General features: G+C 63.6%; 21 protein-coding genes. 14 read left to right on the top strand and 7 right to left on the bottom strand.

Annotated features, from left to right (window positions below; genetic code table 11):
- Positions 1–47 precede the first annotated feature (47 nt).
- Together NKK51_RS22525 and NKK51_RS22520 are read right to left on the bottom strand one after the other, a co-directional pair.
- Positions 48–1,190, bottom strand: a complete 1,143-nt coding sequence (locus NKK51_RS22525) for a benzoate/H(+) symporter BenE family transporter (RefSeq protein WP_352554635.1) — start codon at positions 1,188–1,190, stop codon at positions 48–50.
- A complete protein-coding gene (locus NKK51_RS22520; RefSeq protein ID WP_023810609.1) occupies positions 1,190–1,960 on the bottom strand; it encodes an alpha/beta hydrolase in 771 nt (256 codons plus the stop codon). The genes NKK51_RS22525 and NKK51_RS22520 overlap by 1 nt, the downstream gene beginning before the upstream one ends.
- 203 nt (positions 1,961–2,163) lie before the next feature.
- On the opposite strand from NKK51_RS22520, the gene infC reads away from it, so the two are divergent.
- The 9 genes from infC to NKK51_RS22475 all read left to right on the top strand — a co-directional run bounded on the left by infC (position 2,164) and on the right by NKK51_RS22475 (position 9,879).
- Positions 2,164–2,700, top strand: coding sequence for a translation initiation factor IF-3 (gene infC / locus NKK51_RS22515; protein ID WP_023810608.1), 537 nt, complete (start codon positions 2,164–2,166; stop codon positions 2,698–2,700).
- A gap of 128 nt (positions 2,701–2,828) precedes the next feature.
- Positions 2,829–3,455 carry a methyltransferase family protein gene (locus tag NKK51_RS22510; protein WP_352554634.1) on the top strand — a complete coding sequence of 209 codons (627 nt, stop codon included), beginning with the start codon at positions 2,829–2,831 and terminating at the stop codon, positions 3,453–3,455.
- A 141-nt stretch (positions 3,456–3,596) separates the two neighbouring features.
- Positions 3,597–4,241, top strand: coding sequence for a methyltransferase family protein (locus NKK51_RS22505; RefSeq protein ID WP_352554633.1), 645 nt, complete (start codon positions 3,597–3,599; stop codon positions 4,239–4,241).
- A 182-nt stretch (positions 4,242–4,423) separates the two neighbouring features.
- Positions 4,424–4,627 carry a 50S ribosomal protein L35 gene (gene rpmI / locus NKK51_RS22500; RefSeq protein WP_006201248.1) on the top strand — a complete coding sequence of 68 codons (204 nt, stop codon included), beginning with the start codon at positions 4,424–4,426 and terminating at the stop codon, positions 4,625–4,627.
- Positions 4,628–4,773: 146 nt separating this feature from the next.
- Positions 4,774–5,175, top strand: coding sequence for a 50S ribosomal protein L20 (rplT, locus tag NKK51_RS22495; RefSeq protein ID WP_023672281.1), 402 nt, complete (start codon positions 4,774–4,776; stop codon positions 5,173–5,175).
- A gap of 141 nt (positions 5,176–5,316) precedes the next feature.
- The gene (pheS, locus tag NKK51_RS22490; protein WP_352554632.1) at positions 5,317–6,414 is read left to right on the top strand and encodes a phenylalanine--tRNA ligase subunit alpha; all 1,098 of its coding nucleotides are present in this window, start codon (positions 5,317–5,319) and stop codon (positions 6,412–6,414) included.
- Positions 6,411–6,833 (top strand): GFA family protein, encoded by a 423-nt coding sequence (locus NKK51_RS22485; protein ID WP_352554631.1) that lies wholly within the window; start codon positions 6,411–6,413, stop codon positions 6,831–6,833. The genes pheS and NKK51_RS22485 overlap by 4 nt, the downstream gene beginning before the upstream one ends.
- Positions 6,830–9,238, top strand: coding sequence for a phenylalanine--tRNA ligase subunit beta (gene pheT / locus NKK51_RS22480; protein ID WP_352554630.1), 2,409 nt, complete (start codon positions 6,830–6,832; stop codon positions 9,236–9,238). Before NKK51_RS22485 ends, pheT begins: the two co-directional genes overlap by 4 nt.
- 38 nt (positions 9,239–9,276) lie before the next feature.
- On the top strand, positions 9,277–9,879 hold the full coding sequence (locus NKK51_RS22475) for a nucleotidyltransferase family protein (RefSeq protein ID WP_128302735.1): 603 nt from the start codon (positions 9,277–9,279) through the stop codon (positions 9,877–9,879).
- A gap of 268 nt (positions 9,880–10,147) precedes the next feature.
- Here the strand turns inward: NKK51_RS22475 and NKK51_RS22470 are convergent, their stop codons facing one another.
- Complete coding sequence (locus NKK51_RS22470; protein ID WP_352554629.1) at positions 10,148–11,143, bottom strand: aldo/keto reductase; 996 nt, start codon at positions 11,141–11,143, stop codon at positions 10,148–10,150.
- 96 nt (positions 11,144–11,239) lie between these two features.
- Here NKK51_RS22470 and NKK51_RS22465 point away from each other — a divergent pair, with 96 nt between their 5' ends.
- The 5 genes from NKK51_RS22465 to NKK51_RS22445 all read left to right on the top strand — a co-directional run bounded on the left by NKK51_RS22465 (position 11,240) and on the right by NKK51_RS22445 (position 16,519).
- A complete protein-coding gene (locus NKK51_RS22465) occupies positions 11,240–12,130 on the top strand; it encodes a LysR family transcriptional regulator (protein ID WP_352440498.1) in 891 nt (296 codons plus the stop codon).
- Between the two features lie 202 nt (positions 12,131–12,332).
- On the top strand, positions 12,333–12,905 hold the full coding sequence (locus tag NKK51_RS22460; protein ID WP_352554628.1) for a cytochrome b: 573 nt from the start codon (positions 12,333–12,335) through the stop codon (positions 12,903–12,905).
- A 68-nt stretch (positions 12,906–12,973) separates the two neighbouring features.
- The gene (locus tag NKK51_RS22455) at positions 12,974–13,546 is read left to right on the top strand and encodes a YceI family protein (protein WP_352554627.1); all 573 of its coding nucleotides are present in this window, start codon (positions 12,974–12,976) and stop codon (positions 13,544–13,546) included.
- Positions 13,547–13,833: 287 nt separating this feature from the next.
- Complete coding sequence (locus NKK51_RS22450; RefSeq protein WP_352554626.1) at positions 13,834–14,820, top strand: Gfo/Idh/MocA family protein; 987 nt, start codon at positions 13,834–13,836, stop codon at positions 14,818–14,820.
- 40 nt (positions 14,821–14,860) lie between these two features.
- Positions 14,861–16,519: an FAD-binding dehydrogenase gene (locus NKK51_RS22445; RefSeq protein ID WP_352554625.1), complete on the top strand. Its 1,659-nt coding sequence runs from the start codon at positions 14,861–14,863 to the stop codon at positions 16,517–16,519.
- Positions 16,520–16,554: 35 nt separating this feature from the next.
- On the opposite strand, the gene NKK51_RS22440 is transcribed toward NKK51_RS22445, so the two are convergent.
- The 4 genes from NKK51_RS22440 to NKK51_RS22425 form a co-directional block, all read right to left on the bottom strand.
- Positions 16,555–17,493 carry an alpha/beta hydrolase gene (locus NKK51_RS22440; protein ID WP_352554624.1) on the bottom strand — a complete coding sequence of 313 codons (939 nt, stop codon included), beginning with the start codon at positions 17,491–17,493 and terminating at the stop codon, positions 16,555–16,557.
- A 208-nt stretch (positions 17,494–17,701) separates the two neighbouring features.
- Positions 17,702–18,484 (bottom strand): carnitinyl-CoA dehydratase, encoded by a 783-nt coding sequence (locus tag NKK51_RS22435; protein WP_352554623.1) that lies wholly within the window; start codon positions 18,482–18,484, stop codon positions 17,702–17,704.
- Positions 18,477–20,555 carry an acetate--CoA ligase family protein gene (locus NKK51_RS22430; RefSeq protein WP_352554622.1) on the bottom strand — a complete coding sequence of 693 codons (2,079 nt, stop codon included), beginning with the start codon at positions 20,553–20,555 and terminating at the stop codon, positions 18,477–18,479. Before NKK51_RS22430 ends, NKK51_RS22435 begins: the two co-directional genes overlap by 8 nt.
- A 3-nt stretch (positions 20,556–20,558) precedes the next feature.
- A complete protein-coding gene (locus NKK51_RS22425) occupies positions 20,559–21,722 on the bottom strand; it encodes an acyl-CoA dehydrogenase family protein (protein ID WP_023810592.1) in 1,164 nt (387 codons plus the stop codon).

Genomic DNA, 21,722 nt, shown 5'->3' with positions numbered 1-21,722 from the left:
GCGATTCAAGACAATGTCCGCCAAATCCGGACAAGCATCTGAAATGATTATCGCTTTTTGATCATATCGAGGAAAAGCACGACCAGCCCGGCAATCAGGCCCCAGAATGCGGCGCCAACGCCGAACAGCGTCAGACCCGACGCGGTGACGACAAAGGTGACGGTGGCGGCCATGCGATCCCCCTCTTCCTTCAGCGCGATAGACAGCGCGTTGGCGAGCGACGCCATCAGCGCCAGGCCTGCCACCAGCACGATCAGGCTCTGCGGCAGCACCGCGAAGATCGCCACCAGCGAAGCGCCGAAAATCGCAAAGATGAGATAGGCGAGCGCATAGAACGGGCCGGTCTTCCAGCGCTCGGCGGGATCGGGGTGGACGTCCGGCCCGGTGCAGATCGCCGCCGAGATCGCCGCCAGATTGGTCGTCGAGCCGCCGAACGGCGCCGACAGCAGCGAAAACAGGCCCGTGACACCGATCAGCGGGCCGGGCTCCGGGTGATAGCCGGCGGCGCGCAGCACGGCGAGGCCGGACAGGTTTTGCGACGCCATGGTGACGAGGTAGAGCGGCAGTGCCAGGCCAATCACCGCCTTGGTGGTGAAGTCAGGCGCAATCAGCGTCAGCGTCGACAGTTCCGGTGTCGGCAGGCCACCGACACGGCCGGTGAGGAAAGCGGCGAGGCCACCGCCGATCAGAACCGCCAGCACCGACAGCGCCGGGTTGAACAGCCTGATAACGAAGAAGACGGCGATCAGCGGCAGGATCAGCCACGGGTCGATCGGAATGGTCTTCACCGCATTGAGCGCGAAGGTGACGACGATGCCGGCCAGCATGCCCGAGGCGACGGAGGGCGGTATCCTCGAGATCAGCTTGGTCAGGGGCCGAAACAGCCCTGTGGAGATCAGAAGGACGCCGGTGACGATGAAGGCGGCGACGGCCTCGCTCATCGAAAAGCCGCTCGATGCCGCGATCAGCGCCAGGCCCGGCGTCGACCAGGCGGTGATGACAGGCATTTTCGTGCGCCATGACAGCCACAGGCTCTCGATCGCCATGGCCAGGCAGATCGTCGTCACCCAGCTTGCCGTCTCGATCTGCGTCGCACCGACTGCGGTGGCGGCTGCGATGACGATGGCCAGCGTGCCGCCGAAGCCGACGATCGCCGCGACGAAGGCGGATATCGGGATGGAAAGGCGCATCAGTTTCCCCTCTGCGCCATCGCATCGACGGCCCGCACCAGCATGTCGAGATCTTGGGGTCGCGACAAGCGATGGTCGCCGTCGGGGATCAATGACAGTGTCACGTCGTCGGCGGGCAGCAAGCTGACCAGCTTCAGTGCGTGGCTTGCAGGCACGTCCGCATCGGCCAGGCCCTGCAGGATGTGCACCGGGCAATGGGTGTCGATCGGGCCTGTCATAACCCGGTTGTAGCGCCCGTCCTCGATCAGGGCGCGGGTGTAGATGTAGGGTTCCGTGGAATAGTCCGACGGCTCTTCGAAGAAACCTTTTTTGGCGAGATCGCGCTTCTGCGCCTTGGTCAGCACCGGTTCGACCAGGTCGGCGGTGAAATCCGGGGCTGGCGCCAGCAGCACCATGCCGGCGACGTTGCTATCGCCTGCCTTGCGCAATTCCTGCACCATGCGCAGCGCGATCCAGGCGCCCATCGAGGAGCCGACCAGGATCTGGCTGCCCCGGGTGAAATGCCGGAACACGGCAAGGCTTTGTGCAAGCCATGTCGAAATCGTGCCGTCGGCAAAGGCGCCGCCGGATTCGCCATGGCCGGAATAGTCGTGGCGCAGGAAGGCGCGGCCTTCTTTCGCCGCCCAGTCCGTCAGCGTCTGCGCCTTCGTGCCCAGCATGTCCGACTTGTAGCCGCCGAGCCAGACGATGCCTGGCGCAGAGCCAGCAGTATGGCGCACCGCGATGCGCGATCCATCTACATCCAGAAAGATTGGGGGCGTGGCAGTCATGGCTTTTCCTCAACGCGGGTCTTGTGACACAGCCGGTGGCGTGGCGAAAAGTGCTCACGATGTTGTTTGTTTGGTGCAGAGCAGCGATCAGGGTGATTTTCTGTCAATGCTGTGCTATTGACTCCGCCCGCGCGCTCACCACATTGCGCGTCCACGCATCAACACTGACGAACCTGAACGAAACGGCCAAGGAGACCACGACCATTCGCAGACCTTTCAAAGCAGCGGCGCCGACCAAGGATGGCCCGCGCTCCAACCGTGACATCCGGGTTCCCCGGGTCCAGCTTATCGACGCCGATGGCCAGAACCGCGGCGATATTTCCATCAACGATGCGTTGCTGCTCGCCGAAGAGGCTGGGCTCGATCTCGTCGAGATATCGCCCAATGCGGTGCCCCCCGTCGTCAAGATCCTCGATCTCGGCAAGTTGAAATACGCCAACCAGAAGAAGGCGGCCGAGGCGCGCAAGAACCAGAAGGTCATCGAGATCAAGGAGATCAAGATGCGCCCGAACATCGACAGCCATGACTACGAGACCAAGATGAAGGCGGTTCGCCGCTTCTTCGAGGAAGGCGACAAGGTCAAGCTGACGCTGCGCTTCCGTGGCCGCGAGATGGCGCATATGGAACTCGGCATGCAGCTTCTGAACAAGGTCCGCGAGGAAGTGGCGACGATCGCCAAGGTCGAAGCGGAACCGAAGCTCGAAGGCCGCCAGATGATGATGGTGCTGTCGCCGCGCTAGAGCGATCCCCGTCAAAAGCAAAGGCCGCTTCGGCGGCTTTTGTTTTGTTTTGCCTCCGCCATGATTTCTCCGCAAGTTGCTTCGACAAGGATTCTGGTTGCCGGTCCTCGCGGCGAAAGGATTCTCCCATGACCGCTGCGGCACGTTCTACGAGTGAAATGGGTCGCTATCAGCGGCGCCGGCGCGTCCTGCTGGCGCTGCTAATCGGCGCTTTTTGCGCTTTGCTGATCTTCGGCGGCTCCCCGCACGATGAACTAACCCACGAACGCATAGAGGCGCACGGGATCGCCCTGATACTGATCGGGATCGGCGGCCGGCTCTGGTCGATCCTCTATATCGGCGGCCGCAAGTCGGCTGAAGTGGTTGCAACCGGCCCATATTCGGTGATGCGCAACCCGCTGTATTTTTTCTCCACCGTAGCGGCCGTCGGCATCGGCACCCAGACCGGCAGCGCGATCGTCGCGGTAGCGTCGGCGGTTTTGTGCGCGGCCGCGTTCCACATCGTCACGCTGCGCGAGGAACGGCATTTGACGACCGTGCTCGGGGCGCCGTACAAGGAGTACGTTGCACGGGTGCCGCGTTTTTTTCCCAATCCCCGGCTTTATCGCGATCAGGCCGAGGTCACCTTCACACCGCGCATCTTCAATCATACGCTGCGCGACGGCTTGATGTTTCTGGTTTCCATACCGTTTTTCGAACTCATCGAGTCCGGACAGGAAAGCGGAGTAATTCCCGTCCTCTTCTGGCTGTATTGAGCTGCGGTAGGCAGTCAAAAGAGGCGACATGCATTAAATCCGCCTGAATTATCCTGCAAGTCATCCCAACGATCGGCGGGGCCTGTTTTCTTGGCCAGAAGCTGCGATCGCCGGCAAGTTTTTCGACGATCGGATTCCGCCATGGTCAATGAAATCAAGTCTGCGCCCGTCGAGGCACACGGGCTGGGCAACTACCAGCATATGCGCCGGATAGTGCTTGCCGTTCTCGTGGTCGTGCTGTTCGCAGCATTGCTATTTGGTCAATCGACGTTTCCGCCTGAAACCTGGGTGCATGAGTCGATCGAAATGTTCGGCGTGCTGCTGATTTTCCTCGGCATCGTCGGGCGCCTTTGGGCGACGCTCTACATAGGCGGGCGCAAATCTTCCGAGGTGGTGACCGGCGGGCCTTACTCGATCACCCGCAACCCACTTTATGTGTTCTCGACCGTGGCCGCGGCCGGCGTCGGCGCCCAGATCGGCTCGTTCTCCGGCATCATCCTCTTTGCGCTGCTGTGCGCGGGTGCCTTCCACATCGTCATCCTGCGCGAAGAGAAGTTCCTCAAGGAAGCGCTCGGCGCGCCGTACCAGGCCTATCTGGAGAAGGTGCCGCGCTTCTTCCCGAAACTGTCGCTCTACCAGGAGGGCGATACGGGCAGCTTCAAGCCCCGCCTGCTGCTGACCACGCTGCTCGACGGCTTGGTGTTTCTCATCGCCCTGCCGGCCTTCGAGCTGATAGACGGAGCCCAGCTGTCAGGCATGTTGCCGGTCTGGTTCACGCTGCCCTGACCAAGGACACAGCGCCGCATCTCCACAGGTGTTGCGCGCGGGCCGTCTTTGACGTATAGCACCGCCGTTCAAGAAAACCGCCCGGCAGGGCATGCCGTGGCGGTTTCATTTGCTTTTCGGGCTTTGGTCGGCCCGAAGCGAACAAGAAGCGCGATAGTGCGCCAACAATACGGAGTAGCAAAATGCCCAAGATGAAGACCAAATCGGCCGCCAAGAAGCGGTTCAAGATCACAGGTACGGGTAAAGTCCTGTCGGCTGCGGCCGGCAAGCGTCACGGCATGATCAAGCGTTCCAACAAGTTCATTCGAAATGCCCGCGGCACGATGGTTCTGGCTGAACCGGATGGCAAGAAGGTCATCAAGAATTTTCTGCCGAACGGTCTCTAGGGAATGATGCCAAAAAGTTGCAGACTTTTTGGAAAACATCATTCGCCAAAATAAGATCATTCGGTCCGGACGCATTTGTTTTACGCAATTCCGAACGGAAAACCGCAAGGCACTTTTCCTGGAATTGCTTTTAAGGAGATCATGACATGGCACGCGTAAAAAGAGGCGTCACCTCGCACGCCAAGCACAAGAAGGTCCTGAAAGCCGCCAAAGGCTTCTACGGCCGCCGCAAGAACACCATCCGCATCGCCAAGCAGGCGGTGGAAAAGTCGATGCAGTATGCGTATCGCGACCGCAAGAACCGCAAGCGCTCGTTCCGCGCGCTGTGGATCCAGCGCATCAACGCCGCGACGCACGAGCATGGCCTGACCTATGGCCGCTTCATCGACGGCCTCAACAAGTCGGGCATCGAGATCGATCGCAAGATCCTGTCGGACATGGCCATCCATGAGCCGCAGGCTTTCGCAGCCCTGGTCGCCAAGGCCAAGGTGGCGCTCGAATATCTGAAGAACACCACGCCGAACGCTTTTGAAAGCGCTGTCGCCTAAGACCAGCGCTTCCCAAGCATTCGCAATTCTGATTTGGGGAACCCGCGCTGGCACGGCTGGCGCGGGTTTTTCTTTTGCCTGAACTTTCAACTTAAAAGTGACTTTCACTTTGAGCTGATTTCCAACGTAGCGAGTTTGACCGTGAACGACGCAACCACTGGCCTGGATACGCTTGAAAACTCACTTCTGGCCGAAATCGCCTCGGCCGCCGATGAGCCGGCCATCGAGGCCGTGCGCATCGCTGCTTTCGGCAAGAAGGGCGCCGTGTCCGAGATGCTGAAGACCCTTGGCGCCATGACCGCTGAGGAGCGTCAGGTCAAAGGCCCCGCAATCAACGGGCTCAAGAACCGCGTCACAGATGCGCTGACGGTGCGCAAGGCCGAGTTGAAAGATGTGGCGATCACCGCCCGCCTCGCCGCCGAAAGGGTCGATGTGACGCTGCCGGTGCGGCAGTCGCCGGCCGAGCGCGGCCGTATCCACCCGATCAGCCAGGTCATCGATGAGATCGCGGCGATCTTCGGCGACCTCGGGTTTTCCATCGCGGAAGGTCCCGATATCGAGACCGATTACTACAATTTCACTGCGCTGAATTTCCCCGAAGGCCATCCGGCGCGCGAGATGCACGACACCTTCTTCTTCCAGCCGGACGAGAAGGGCGAGCGCAAGCTTTTGCGCACGCACACTTCGCCGGTGCAGATCCGCACCATGGAGACGAAGAAGCCGCCGATCCGCATCGTCATTCCGGGCAAGACTTACCGCCAGGATTCGGACGCCACTCACTCGCCGATGTTCCATCAGGTCGAGGGGCTGGTGATCGACAAGACGGCCAACGTCGCCAACATGAAGTGGGTGCTGGAGGAGTTCTGCAAGGCCTTCTTCGAGGTGCCGCAGGTCAAGATGCGCTTCCGGCCGTCCTTCTTCCCGTTCACCGAGCCGAGCCTCGAGGTCGACATCCAGTGCGACCGCTCCAGGCCCGGCGAAGTGCGCTTCGGCGAAGGCTCCGACTGGATGGAGATCCTCGGCTGCGGCATGGTCCATCCCAACGTGCTGCGCCATGGCGGGCTCGATCCGGACGAATATCAGGGCTTTGCCTGGGGCATGGGCATCGACCGCATCGCCATGCTGAAATATGGCATGCCGGACCTGCGCGCCTTCTTCGACGCGGACGTCCGCTGGCTGTCGCATTACGGCTTCAGGCCGCTCGACATGCCGACGTTGTTCGGAGGCCTGAGCGCATGACAGCGCCCTTCGCCGGCGGCTGCCGCTGCGGCGCCGTGCGGTTCGAGGCATCGGCCGAACCGCATCACGTCAGCTATTGCCATTGTGGCGATTGCCGGCGGGCCAGCGGCGCGCCGGTGTCGGCCTTTGTCGGCTTCCTGGTCGATCAGGTCGCGTTCACCGGCAAGGCGCTGAAGATGTATGAGAACGGCCCGGTGACGCGCTCGTTCTGCGGCACTTGCGGCTCGCCCATCGCCTATGTCGACGAGCGGCTGGAAGACGACATCTACTTCATGCTCGGCGCCATGGATGCGCCGGCCGATTTTGAACCGACGCAGCATGCCTATGTCGGCGAACAGCTTGCCTTCCTGCATATATCCGACGACCTGCCGAGACATCTGAAAACAAGCGTCAAAAGACCAGACGGAACAGCCCCATGAAATTCACCCTCTCCTGGCTCAAGGACCACCTAGAGACCGACGCTACGCTCGACGAGATCGTCGAGCGGCTGACCTCGATCGGCCTCGAAGTCGAGCATGTCGACGACAAGTCAAGCCTGAAGCCCTTCGTCATCGCCAGGGTGCTGACGGCGGTCCAGCATCCCGATGCCGACCGGCTGCGCGTGCTGACCGTCGACACCGGCGACGGCAAGCCACCGGTGCAGGTCGTCTGCGGCGCGCCAAACGCCCGCGCCGGCCTGATCGGCGCCTTTGCCGCGCCCGGCACCTATGTGCCCGGCATCGACGTGACGCTGGCGGTCGGCAAGATCAGGGGGGTCGAAAGCCACGGCATGATGTGTTCCGAGCGCGAGCTGGAACTGTCGGACGAACACAATGGCATCATCGACCTGCCCGAGGATGCGCCTGTCGGCACCAGCTTCGCGGCCTATGCGCACATCGACGATCCGGTCATCGAGATCAATTTGACGCCGAACCGGCCGGATGCCACCAGCGTCTACGGCATCGCCAGGGATCTGGCGGCGAGCGGGCTTGGCCGCCTCGTCGGCGGCGCCATCATGCCGCATGTCGGCAATGGCATGTGTCCGGTCAAGGTGACGATCGAAGCGCCGGAGCTTTGCCCCGGCTTCGCGCTCAACCTGGTCAAGGGCGTCAAGAATGGGCCGTCGCCAAAATGGCTGCAGCAGCGGCTGATCGCCATTGGTCTGAGACCGATCAGCGCGCTGGTCGACATCACCAATTACGTCACCTTCGACCGCGGCCGCCCGCTGCATGTGTTCGACGCCAGCAAGGTTGCCGGCAATCTCGTCGTGCGCCGCGCGCGCGATGGTGAGAAGGTGCAGGCGCTCGACGGCCGCGAATACACGCTCACGCCGGAAATGTGCGTCATCGCAGATGACAACGGCGTCGAATCGATCGCCGGCATCATGGGCGGCGAGCATTCGGGCTGCGACGAGAACACCACGGACGTGCTGATCGAATCGGCCCTTTGGGATCCGATCACCACCGCGCGCACCGGCCGCACGCTCGGCATCATCACCGACGCGCGCTACCGCTTCGAGCGCGGCGTCGACCCCGAATTCATGGTTCCCGGCGTCGAGTTGGCAACGAAACTGGTGCTCGATTTCTGCGGCGGCACGCCGACCGAAATGGAAGTCGTCGGTTATGCCAGCTATCAGCCGAAGATCGTTTCCTTCCCGCTTTCGGAAGTGAAGAGGCTGACCGGCATTGAGGTTCCCAGGGCGGAAAGCCTCGACATCCTGTCGCTCCTCGGCTTCAAGCCGGAGGGATCGGGCGATGTCGTCGATGTCGCCGTGCCGTCCTGGCGCCCCGACGTCGATGGCAAGGCAGACCTGGTCGAGGAAGTCATGCGCATCCACGGCGTCGACAACATCGCGCCGCAGCCGCTCGGCGCGCATGACGCGGTCAACGCAAGGATCCTCACCACGCTGCAGGTCCGTACCCGCACCGCCAAGCGCGCGCTTGCCGTGCGCGGCATGATGGAAGCCGTCACCTGGTCGTTCATTCCGGCCAAGCATGCCGAGCTGTTCGGCGGTGGCCAGACCGCGCTGAAGCTCGCCAACCCGATTGCCGCCGACATGTCCGACATGCGGCCGTCGCTGCTGCCCGGGCTGATCGCCGCTGCACAGCGCAATGCCGACAAGGGTATTGGCGACGTGGCGCTGTTCGAAGTGTCGGGCACCTATGAGGGCGACGGCGCCGACCAACAGCGGCGCGTCGCCGCCGGTGTGCGCCGCGGCACCGCCAAGCTCGACGGCTCAGGCCGCAACTGGGCCGGCAATTCGGGTGCGGTCGGCGTGTTCGACGCCAAGGCCGACGCGATCGCCGCACTGGAAGCCTGCGGTGCGCCTGTCGACCGGCTGCAGATCGAGGCCGGCGGCCCGGCATGGTATCATCCCGGCCGTTCCGGCACGATCAAGCTCGGTCCGAAAACCGTGCTCGGCACCTTCGGCGAATTCCACCCGAAGACGCTGGAAGGCCTCGATGTTTCCGGCCCGCTGTGCGGCTTCGAAGTGTTTGTCGATGCTGTGCCCGAGCCGAAGACCAAGCCGACGAAAACCAAGCCGAAACTGGAACTGTCCCCCTTCCAGGCGGTCAAGCGCGACTTCGCTTTCGTCGTCGACAAAACGGTCGAGGCCGGCACGCTGGTCCGCGCGGCGCTCGCCGCCGACAAGAAGCTCATCACGGGCGTTTCGGTCTTCGACATCTTCGAAGGCGCTTCGCTCGGCGAGGGCAGGAAGTCTATTGCCATCGAAGTGTCGATCCAGCCGGTCGAAAAGACGCTGACCGACGAGGATTTCGAGGCACTGGCCAAGCGTATCGTCGAGAATGTCGGCAAGCAGACGGGCGGCGTTCTGCGCGGCTAAGACTTGCGAGCAGATGGCGAATCGCCCTCCAAAGGGCGATGGACCATCTGCGCTATTCCGGACTTCCTTTCGAAGAACAGCGCGCGGCGTTTCTCGCCATCGTGCTTGCCGACCCGCTGTTACGCGACGCGCTGGCGCGGGCTCGCACGCTCGACCTGCCGGACTGGCTGGTGGTGTCCGGCGCGCTCTACAACAGTGTCTGGAACCACCTGACCGGCAAGCCCCCGGGTTACGGCATCAAGGATGTCGACCTGTTTTATTTCGATGACGCCGATCTATCCTACGAGGCGGAGGATGCGGTGATCCGCCGGGCGGAGAAGCATTTCGAAGGACTGCCGCTGCCGGTCGAGGTGCGCAACCAGGCGCGGGTGCATCTTTGGTATCCGCAGAAGTTCGGACAGCCGTGCCCGCGCTATACGAGCGCCAGCGAATCCGTCAGCTATTTTGCGTCGAAGACCCATGCGGTGGGTGTGCGATACGATGCGGATGGGCAGCTCGAGATCGTGGCTCCATTTGGTCTTGACGATATTTTTTCGTTCCGCATCACACCGAACCGGGTGATGGACAATCAGCGCACGCATGAGGTGAAGGGCAGACGCGCCCAGGAGTATTGGCCGGAGACCACTGTCGTGCCTTGGTAGGGAGTTGCCGGAATGTTGGCGCGAGGCACCCCCCTCTGGCCTGCCGGCCATCTCCCCCGCAAGGAGGGAGATTGGCAACTTCATCGGCGGCACCCTTCTTCCAACGTTGGTGATTGGCGAAAGCCGGCGTGACATCCGATCTCCCCCCTTGCGGGGGAGATGTCCGGCAGGACAGAGGGGGGTGCCTCGCGCCAACGTCACGCAACCTTCTGCACCATCGCGCATAAAAAGGGGCGCCGAAGCACCCCTTCCGCTTACTCACCAGCTTTCACCCATTCACCAGCGCCAACTCCTTCTGCGCATAGCGCCTACCGACCACCTTGTCGGGCGACAGCGCATCGCCAATCGCCTGCACCTCGACAGCGCTAAGTGCAATGTCCGCCGCCGCCGTGTTCTGCTCGAGATGGCGGATTTTGCGCGCACCGGGGATCGGTACGATGAAATCGCCCTGGTGCAGCACCCAGGCCAGCGCCAGCTGCGCCGAGGTTGCGCCCTTTTCAGCCGCCAGCTTTTCCAGCGTGGCGATGACGGCGGCATTGGCTTCCATCGCCTCGGCCTGGAAGCGCGGCAAGGTCCGGCGCCAGTCGTCGTCGCTCAAGGCCTCGGGCTTGGCGATCGTGCCGGTCAGCAGCCCACGGCCGAGCGGACTGTAGGGAACGAAGCCGATGCCGAGCTCGCGGCAGACGGCGAACACCTCGTCTTCCGGGTCGCGGCTCCACAGCGAATACTCGCTCTGCACGGCCGATATCGGATGAACGGCATGGGCCCGGCGGATGGTCGCGGCACTCGCCTCGGACAGGCCAAGCGCGCGCACCTTGCCCTCGCACACCAGTTCGGCCATGGCGCCGACCGTATCCTCGATCGGCACGTTGGGGTCGACACGGTGCTGATAGTAGAGGTCGATCACATCGGTGCCCAGCCGTTTCAGCGAGGCCTCGGCGACCGCCTTGACGTGCTCGGGGCGGCTGTCGACGCCCGCCATGCGGTCGAGGCCTGTGCCTTCCTCCAAAATCTTGAAGCCGAATTTTGTCGCGATCGTCACCTTGTCACGCACCGACTTCAGCGCCTTGCCGAGCAGGATCTCGTTCTCGAAGGGGCCATAGACTTCCGCCGTGTCGAAGAAATTGACGCCGATGTCGACGGCGCGGTGCAGCGTGGCGATCGCATCGGCTTCCGCTTGGCCGCCATAGGCGAAGCTCATGCCCATGCAGCCGAGGCCGACGGGGTAGACGTTCAATTCAGTTCCTAGCTTGCGGGTTTGCATAACGCGTCTCCTTGTTGCGATGTGGGAGAAATAGCGCCTTGCCTTGTGTTCGATAATCGGTTTTCATCAGCACGGGCTGTACTAAAAGATAGATCAATGAATCGAGCGCATCTTTCACAACTGGCGGTGCTGGCGACTGTCGCTCAATGCGGCAGCTTTCGCGGCGCTGCCAGGGAATTGGCCATCGCGCCTTCGGCGGTTAGCCACGCGGTATCCAGCCTCGAAGCCCGGCTTGGCGTGCGCCTGTTGGCACGCAGCACGCGCAGCGTTGCCCCGACCGAGGAGGGCGCGCAACTGCTCGAGCGATTGCGGCCGGCGCTTTCCGAGATCGACCTGGCGCTGGAGACGGCAATCGAAGCGCGCGACCGGCCGGCCGGCAATCTGCGGCTGACCGTGCCGCGCACGGCGGCCCATTTGGCGCTGACGCCACGGCTGGGCGCCTTTGCGTCGGCCTATCCCGACATCGTGCTGGAGATCGTCATCGAGGACCGCTTCACCGACGTGGTGGAAGGCGGCTTCGATGCTGGAGTCAGGCTAGGCGAGAGCCTGCAGCGCGACATGATCGCGGTGCGCATCGGGCCGGACCTTCGCGGCGCGGTGGTCGGCGCCCCGGTCTATTTCGAGGTGAGCCCCAAGCCGCTCCACCCGCGCGACCTAGCCGGCCACCGCTGCATCCGCTTCCGCTTCTCCAGCGGCATCCTCTACCGCTGGGAATTCGAGAAAGGCCGCGAGAGGATCGAGATGGCGGTGGAGGGACCGCTGATCCTCGACGAGGACCATCTGATCGCCCAGGCGGCGGTCGACGGCGCCGGGCTTGCCTTCGTCTTTGAGGATTATGTCCGCGCACCGCTCGCCGACGGCAGGCTGATCCGCGTGCTGGAGGACTGGTGCCCGCCCTTCGACGGCTTCTTTGTCTATTATCCGAGCCGCCGTCAGATGCGGCCAGCGCTCAGGGCGTTTGTCGATTTCTTCAAGGTGAGTGGCTAGCCCACCCTCCCCCTTGTGGGGAGGGTCGCGTAGCAAAATGCCGCGAAGGCGGCTTTTGCGAAGCGGGGTGGGGGCCTCGTAGGGCGCATCCCCACCCCGTCTCGCAGTCTTCGCTTCGCTCCGACCGCGGGTCGACCCTCCCCACAAGGGGAGGGTGAAGCGCGCGCCGGAAGAAAGCCGCCTCACCGTTCGTTCACGTCCCATGCAAACATCGATCACCAATAGCACGACCAGCTACGGCTGGGGCGCGATCATTCTCCACTGGCTGATTGCGCTCATCTTCATCGGCCAGTTCGGACTCGGCTTCGTCATGGTGCGGCTGACCAGCCAGCGCACCGCCTTCGAACTGATCCAGCTGCACAAATCCTTCGGTTTTCTGCTGCTCGGCCTGATCGTCCTGCGCATCGCCTGGCGCCTTGGCAATGTATGGCCGCCGCTGCCGCGCTCGGTCGGGACTCTGGAGCGTCGGGCGGCACCGTTGGCCCATTTTGCGCTCTACTCGTTCCAGCTTGCCTTGCCCTTGTCCGGCTGGGCGCTGGTGTCGGTCTCGATGCTGGAGATTCCCAGCCTGCCGTTCAACCTGTTCATCATGCCGAACCTGCCGCTGGCCGAATCGGATGGTGCCGAAAGCTTCTGGGCGGCGGCGCACTGGTATCTCGGCTATGCCGGCATGGCTCTGGTCGCGCTCCACGTCGCGGCGGCACTGCGGCATCATTTCCAGCTCAGGGATGGCGTGCTCACGCGCATGATCACGCCTTCGTCAGATCCGGAATAGAGCGAGCGGTTCATTCGTTCATGGAGTGAGGGCGCAAGAAATGCGCTGCCTCCAACAAGGAACATCCCATGTACACGCGCATCCTCGGATTTGCGGCGGTCGCCGCTTGCCTTGCCATGCCTGTTTCAGCGGCCGTCGCGCTTGGTGACGCCGCCGGCAGCTATTCGATCAGCCCGGCCAGCTCCAGCATCCGCTTCTCCATCGACAAGGTCGGCGGCGGCCTCAATGGCGCCTTTGCCCGCTTCAAGGGGTCGATCCGCATCGACAACAGCGATGTCGGGCGCTCGCAGGTCAATTTCACCATCTTTCCCGAAAGCGTCGGCACCGGCCAGGGCCGTATCGATGCCTTCCTGCGCTCCGACGCGGTGTTCGATGCCGCCAAGAACCCGGAAATCCAGTTCCGCTCGACCAGCGTGACCCGAACCAGCGACACCACGGCCCTCGTCAGCGGCCGGCTGACGGCGCGCGGCAAGACGTTCCCGGAAAAATTCACGGCCGAGCTTGGCGGTCTCAAGGCTGGCACCATAAAATTCCATGTCACCGGCAAGGTGTTGAGGTCACGCTACGGCATGGATGTCGGCACGCCGATCTATTCCAACATCGTCGACTTCGATATGACGCTGACCGGCAAAAGGGGTTAGCTCTCTGTCAGCACCTTTGCGATTGGCAGACATACCTCGCGCATCGTCATCCTGGGGCGTAGCAAGGAGCGAAGCGACGCGGCGCAGACCCCAGGATCCATGCCGCGACATCAAGGCGTTGCCACGGTCCAGAATCCGTTCCGCTGCATTCCTTGGCGGATGTCGCGGCATGGATCCTCGGGTCAAGCCCGAGGATGACGAAGGCGCGGTTCGTTGGACAGTCTCTAATTGGCTTTTCTCCCGATTTCGGGCAAACCTCGTCGCCTGTAATCGAGAGGAGAAGCCTGATGTTCCGATGGGGTGTGTTGTCGACGGCCAAGATCGGCCGCGAGCATTTGTTGCCGGCCATGGTCGAGGCGGAGAATGGCGTGCTGTCGGCGATCGCCAGCCGCGACCTGTCGAAGGCCAAGGCGCTCGCCGACCGCTTCGGCGCGCGGCATGCCTTCGGCTCCTATGAGGAACTGCTTGCCTCCAATGAGGTCGACGGCGTCTACATCCCGCTGCCGACTTCGCAGCATGTCGAATGGACGGCAAAGGCCATCGAAGCCGGCAAGCACGTGCTGGTCGAAAAGCCGCTGGCGCTCGACGCCAACGACATTCTTCCGCTGATCAAGCTGCGCGACCAGAAAAAGGTGCTGGTCTGCGAGGCCTTCATGGTCATCTACCACCCGCAATGGATCAAGGTACGCGACCTGATCGCCAGCGGCGCCATCGGCCGGCTGCGCCATGTGCAGGGTGCCTTCTCCTACTACAATGTCGACCCCAGCAACATGCGCAACCAGCTCGACCTCGGCGGCGGCGCGCTGCCCGACATCGGCGTCTACCCGACCGTGTCGACGCGCTTTTCGACCGGCAAGGAGCCGCTGCGCGTGCAGGCGACGATCGAGCGCGACCAGAAATTCGGCACCGACATCTACTCCTCGATCCGCGCCGATTTCGGCGACTTCGAACTGTCCTTCTACCTGTCGACGCAGATGGCGGCGCGCCAGGTCATGGTGTTCCACGGTGAGAAGGGTTTCATCGAGTTGTTCTCGCCTTTCAATGCCGGGCTCTACGACCACCACCGCGTCGAACTGCACAACCAGAACCACTCCGAGGCGCAGGTGTTCCGCTTTCCCGGCACGCAGCAGTACCGGCTGGAGGTCGAGACCTTCGCGCGTGCGGCACAGGGCGGCAAGGAGCGCGTCTTCACGCTGGAGGAATCTGTGCTCAATCAGAAAGTCATCGATGCCATCTTCCGCGCCGGCGGCAAAGAAGGCTGGGAGGCCGTCTGACCCCTTGCGTTGAAATAGCCGGCTAATTCTGGGAGGAAAGATGGCTGACGATGCGGACGTGATCATTGTCGGCGCTGGCCTTGCAGGGCTGGTTGCCGCCGCCGAGCTTGCCGAGGCCGGCAAGAAAATCATCATCGTCGACCAGGAGCCGGAGCAGTCGCTCGGCGGCCAGGCGTTCTGGTCGTTCGGCGGCCTTTTCCTCGTCGATTCGCCCGAGCAGCGGCGCATGCGCATCCGCGATTCGCATGACCTGGCGCTCGAGGACTGGATGGGCACCGCCGCTTTCGACCGGCCCGAGGATTTCTGGCCACGCAAATGGGCGCAAGCCTATGTCGGCTTCGCCGCCGGCGAGAAACGCTCATGGCTCCTGCAGCGCGGCTTGAAATTCTTCCCCGTCGTCGGCTGGGCCGAGCGCGGAGGCGGCAATGCCATCGGCCACGGCAATTCGGTGCCGCGCTTCCACATCACCTGGGGCACGGGACCGGGAGTGCTCGAACCTTTTGTCTTACGCGTGCGCGAGGCGCAAAAGCGTGGATTGATCAGCTTCAGGTTCCGGCACCGAGTCAATGAACTGACACGGACGGGCGCTGTTGTAACCGGTGTGCGTGGCGACATCCTGCAGCCCAGCATCGTCGAGCGCGGCCACAAGAGTTCGCGCAATGTCGCCGGCGATTTCGAGCTTCATGCGCAAGCGGTGATCGTCGCCTCCGGCGGCATCGGTGCCAACCATCAGCTTGTCCGCGAAAACTGGCCGCAACGGCTGGGCGCGGCACCAAAGCGCATGATCACCGGCGTGCCCGACCATGTCGACGGCCGCATGCTGGCGATCACGGAAGAGGCCGGCGGTTCGATCATCAACCGCGACCGCATGTGGCATTATGTCGAGGGCATCAAGAACTGGGCGCCGATCTGGACCGACCATGCGATCCGCATCCTGCCTGGCCCGTCATCGCTGTGGCTCGACGCACGCGGCAAGCGCCTGCCGGTGCCGCTCTATCCCGGCTTCGACACGCTGGGCACGCTCAGCCATATCATGAGCACCGGTTTCGATTATTCCTGGTTCATCCTGACCAGGAAAATCATCCAGAAGGAGTTCGCGCTGTCGGGCTCCGAGCAGAACCCGGACCTGACCGGCAAGAGCTGGCGCCAGGTGCTCGGCCGCGCCACATCAGGCATTCCGGGTCCGGTCAAGGCGTTCATGGAGAAGGGCGAGGATTTCATCGTCGAGGCCGATTTGCCGGCGCTGGTCGCGCGCATGAACACGCTTGCCGGCGGCGAGCCGCTGCTTGAGGTGGCCCAGGTCGAGCGGGAAATCCGCGCCCGCGACAGGCAGCTCGACAACCCGTTCTCCAAGGACATGCAAATCACCGCCCTGCGCGGGGCGCGCGCCTATCTCGGCGACCGCCTGATCCGCACGGCTAAGCCGCACAAGATGCTCGATCCGGCAAACGGCCCGCTGATCGCGGTGCGTCTCAACATCCTGACCCGCAAGACGCTGGGCGGCCTGCAGACCGATCTCGACAGCCGCGTGCTGGGTGCCGATGGCCTGCCGGTCGCCGGGCTCTATGCGGTCGGCGAAGCCGCCGGCTTCGGCGGCGGCGGCGTGCATGGCTATGCGGCGCTCGAAGGCACCTTCCTCGGCGGCTGCATCTTTTCCGGCCGCAGCGCCGGCCGGTCGGCGGCCGCTTCGGTAGGGTGAGCCGGCGCCGGTCGGCCCTCAGAGTCTAGCCGCGATCACCAGCGCCAATCGCCCTGTCCAAGCGCGGTCACCGCATCGACGATCCGGGTGAAGCTGGTGCGGGCGCGGCCGACCGTGTGCCGGCCTCGGAGATAACCATGCACCAGCCCCGCTTCCTCGAACCAGGTCGCGCGTCCGCCCGCCGCCACGACTAGGTCTCGATAGTTCTCACCATCCGACGACAACGGGTCGCACTCAGCGGTGATCAGCATTGTCGGCGGCAGGTTGGAGAAGTCGATGTCGGCGAGCGGGGCCAGCGTGATGTCCCCGGTCCTATCCACGCCGCCGGTGCGGATGTGCTTGTAGAATTCGAGATCGCGCACGGTCAGCATCGGCGCTTCGGCGTGCTTGACATAGGAGCCTTTCGAGCGGTCTCCGCCGAGGCCGGGATAGATCAGCACCTGGCCAACCGGCCTTTTCGAATGGCCGCGCGTGGCGTGACTGACGGCGGCGCAGAGATTGCCGCCGGCGCTGTCGCCGCACAGCAGAATTGGGTGGTTGCGGGTGGAGGTGGCCCATTCGAAGGCGCTCATCACGTCGTCGAAGGGGGCTGGGTGCAAGTGCTCCGGCGCCAGCCGGTAATCGACCGAGACCACTTCGTAGCCGGTGCGGGCGCAGAGTTCGGCGCAAACATCGTCATGGCTGTCCAGCCCGCCGAGGATGAAGCCGCCGCCATGGAAATACAGCACCGTCACGGTGGCTTGGAGTGGGCTTCGGTAGATGCGGATCGGGATATCGTGCGTGGGCGTCGCAATGGCCGAGATTTCCACCCCAACGCCGTCGGGATAGCCGGCAAAGAATTCGCGGCACATGCGGTCGTAAATCTCACGCTGCTGCGCGATCGTGTAGTCGATCGTGTCGGGCGGATAATAGGAGTTGGTCCGCTCGATGAAGGCCCACGTCTCGGCGTCGATGAGGGTTTTGTAGTCGGTCATGAGTGAGGCTGCCGAAGTCGAACCTGGGCACCCCCCTCTGTCCTGCCGGACATCTCCCCCGCAAGGGGGGAGATCGACAGCGTCGATCGCGGCGCTCTTCTTGCAACGTTGACGATTGGCGAAAGCAGAAACGACATCCAATCTCCCCCCTTGCGGGGGAGATGCCCGGCAGGGCAGAGGGGGGTGTGACGGGACGCCATCGTTCCCACTACTTCCCCTTCCACACCGGATCGCGCTTTTCCGCAAACGCGCGAAAACCTTCCATATTGTCCTCGGAACCATAAAGCGCATCGACCGTCGCCAACTGGCGCCGCGTCACCCTGTTCATCGCATCCTGGAAGGTCAGCGCCTCGGCCACGCGCGCCGTCTCCTTGATCGCGGCAAACACCAGCGGCGGGCCGCCGGCCAGCAGCCGGGCGATCTCCCAGACGCGCTCCTCGAGCTTCTCCTTGGGCAGCACTTCGTTGACCAGGCCCCAGCGATGCGCTTCAGCGACATCCATCCAGCGGCCAGTGAGCAGCAGGTCCATGGCGACATGGTAGGGGATGCGCTTCGGCAGCTTGATCGTTGCCGCATCGGCCAGCGTGCCGGCGCGGATTTCGGGCAGCGCGAAGGAGGAATGGCCGGAGGCGTAGATGAGGTCGCAGGAAAGCGCCAGTTCGAAGCCGCCGCCCACCGCCATGCCGTTGACGCAAGCGATGACCGGCTTGTTGAGGTCGCGCAATTCCTGTAGCCCGGCAAAGCCGCCGACGCCATAGTCGCCGTCGACCGCATCGCCGCCTGCAGCGGCCTTCAAATCCCAGCCGGCGCAGAAGAACTTGTCGCCTGCGGTCTTGACGATGGCGACGCGCAATTCCGGATCGTCTCGGAATGCCTTGAAGGTCTCGCCCATCAGCCGCGAGGTCTTCAGGTCGATGGCGTTGGCCTTGGGCCGGTCGAGGGTGACTTCGAGGATGGTGCCCTCGCGGCGGGTCGAAATGACGTCAGACATTCTTGTTCTCTCCCAGCACCAGCAGCGCGTCGGCGATCCAGGCGCCCTTGCCCTCTGCACAGACGATCAGCGGGTTGATGTCGAGTTCCTCGATCTCACCGGCATTCTGCTGCACGAAGGCGGCAATGCCCGAAATGGCATCGATGGCAGCCGCGACATCGGCTTTCGGCCGGCCGCGATAGCCCTCGAGCAGCGGGAACAGTTTCAGGCCGCGCAGCGCCGCCTCGATATCGTCGCGGGTCGCCGGCAGCATGAGCGTAACGCTGTCGCGCAACAGCTCGACCAGCACGCCGCCGGTGCCGAGCGTCATCACCGCGCCGAACATCGGATCGCGGGTGAAGCCGACGATGAGCTCGGCGACACCGTCGCGCACCATGCGCTCGACATAGAGCCCGGTGCCGAGCGGCAGCAGGTCATGCGCTGCGGTGCTGACGGATTCGGCATCCCTGAGATTGAGCCTGACAGCGCCAACTTCGGATTTGTGAGTGACGCCGAGCGCCTTCAACGCCACCGGGAAGCCGAGCGCCATGGAAGAGATCACCGCCTCGACCGCATTGGCGGCGCGTTCGCCCTTCGGCACCGGCAGGCCAGCCTTGATCAGCCGTGACTTCGCCTCGGCCTCATCGGGCGTGACGTGGTCGCCGCCAGGCGCACCGGATGCGGACGTGTCGATCGGCTGCGCCTGCGGTTCAGCCCAAGCCCAGCCGATGAAGGCCGCCGCCCCGGCGGCATCCATGGCTTCCGAAATGCCGAACAACGGCACCATGCCGCGCGCCATCAACTCGGCCGTGTATTCCTCCGGCAGGTTCTCCGGCAACGAGGAGACGATCGCGCCATGCGCCTTGTTGGTCTTCAGCGCCGATTCGAAGGCGCGCAGCGTCGCCCACCAGTCGGTGACCGAGCAGCGGTCGGGGCGCGGAAAATCGAGCACCAGCATGTTGAGGTCGAAGCCGCCCGACACCATGGCGGTGAAGGTGGCGGTCATCGCCGGCTCGTTGTTCCAGATGAAGGTGTGATAGTCCAAGGGATTGGCGACCGCGACCAGCGGCCCGAGCGTCGATTTGACATGGGCGCGGTGGCTGTCGATCAGCACAGGGAAATTGACCCAGCGCCCTTCGGCGCTGTCGGCCATGACGGAGGCCTCGCCGCCGGAGCAGCTCATCGACGACAGCCTATAGCCTGGCAGCGGGCCGGTGATGTGCAGCAGCTTCAGCGCCTCGATGAAGGCGGGGATCGAATCGACTCTCGCAATGCCGAGCCGCCGCAGGAACGCACCCGAGGCCGCGTCCGAGCCGGCCAGCGAGGCGGTATGCGAGACAGTCGCCTGCCTGGCCTGTTCGGAACGGCCGACCTTCATGGCGATGATCGGCTTCTTCAGCTCGCGCGCCCGTGCCGCCAGCCGCTCGAAGCCGGCTACCGAATCGAAAGCCTCGATATGCAGGCCGAGCGACGTGACCCGCTCGTCCTCGATCAGGCCGAGCGCCATTTCGGACAGGCCGGTCTGCGCCTGGTTGCCGGCGGTCATCAGGAAGGCGATCGGCAGGCCGCGCCTTTGCATCGTCATGTTGATGGCGATGTTGGAGGACTGGGTGATGATGGCGACGCCCTTGCCGCCCTCGGCCAGTCTTATCCCGCCATGCTGGTCGGGCCACAGAAGCGCGCCGTCGGCATAATTGATCAGGCCGTAGCAATTCGGCCCGATGATCGGCATCGAGCCGGCCGCCCCGACCAGCTCGGCCTGCAGCCGCTCGCCGTCGTCGTCATAGGCCTCGGTTTCGAGGAAGCCGGCGGCAAAGCAGACGGCGCCGCCGGCGCCGCGTTCGGCCAGCGCCTTGACCACCTCTATGGTCAAATGCCGGTTGACGCCGACGAAGGCGGCGTCCGGCGCGGCCGGCAGGTCGGCGACCGAGCGATAGGCCTTGCGGCCGGCGACCTCGTCCTTGGTCGGATGCACCGGCCAGATCTCGCCGGCAAAGCCCATCTTGATCGATTGCGCGACGACGGCTGCAGCCTGCGCACCGCCGAATACGGCAATCGACTTCGGCCGCAGGAGACGCTCAAGTTTATGCATATGTTATGCCCCAAACGGACGCAGCAGCGCCCGTGAAATGATGTGGCGCTGGATTTCCGACGTGCCCTCCCAGATGCGCTCGACGCGGGCGTCGCGCCAGATGCGCTCCAGCGGCAAATCGTCCATCAGCCCCATGCCGCCATGGATCTGGATCGCTTCATCGGCAACGTATGCAAGCATTTCGGTGGCCTTCAGTTTGGCCATGGCCATGTCCTGGTCGGTGACTGTGCCCTGATCGTACTTCCAGCCGGCTTCGAACACCATCAGGTCGGCGGCCTTCAGTTCGGTCGCCATGTCGGCAAGCTTGAACGATACGCCCTGGAACTTGCCGATCTGCTGGCCGAATTGCTGGCGCTGCGCGGCATATTCGACGGCATGGCCAAGCGCCCGCTCGGCGCGGCCGAGGCAGGTGGCGCCGACCTGCAGCCGGGTGGCGCCAAGCCAGGAATTGGCGACGTCGAAACCCTTGTGGACTTCGCCCAACACTTGGGCGGCGGGCAGCCGGCAATCGTCGAATTCGAGGATGGCGTTGGTGTAGCCGCGATGCGAGACGTTGCGGTAGCCATCGCGGACGGTGAAGCCCTTCGTCCCTTTGTCGACGAAGAAGGCGGTGATCTTCTTGCGTTTGCCGCGCGGCGAATCCTCTTCGCCTGAGGCCATGAAGACGATGGCAAAGTCGGCGAGGTCGGCGTGGGAGATAAAATGCTTGGTGCCGTTCAGCACCCAGTCGTCGCCATCCTGCACGGCGGTCGCCTTCATGCCGCGCAAATCGGAGCCTGCGCCCGGCTCGGTCATCGCCAGGCAGTCCCATTTCTCGCCACGGATGCAGGGGAACAGATACTTTTCGCGCTGCTCGGGTGTGCCGGCCAGGAGGATGTTGGAGGGACGCGCCACGCAGGTCCAGTGCAGTGCATAGTTGGCGCGGCCGAGCTCCTTTTCGTAAAGCAGCCAGGTCACGGTGTCGAGGCCTGCACCGCCGACATCGGCCGGCATGTTGGCGGCATAGAGCCCGGCCTCGATTGCCTTGACCTTGATCTCCTCGATCAGGTCGCGGCGCAGCACGCCGGTGCGCTCGACCTCGCGCTCATGCGGGTAAAGCTCGTTCTCGACGAACGCACGCGTCGTCTCGACGATGAGCCTCTGTTCCTCCGACAGCCCGAAATCCAT

Source organism: Mesorhizobium sp. M0011 (assembly GCF_040324155.1).
Taxonomy (GTDB): domain Bacteria; phylum Pseudomonadota; class Alphaproteobacteria; order Rhizobiales; family Rhizobiaceae; genus Mesorhizobium.
Note: the sequence above shows the minus strand (reverse complement) of the source record. Positions and strands in the feature narration are given on the sequence as shown.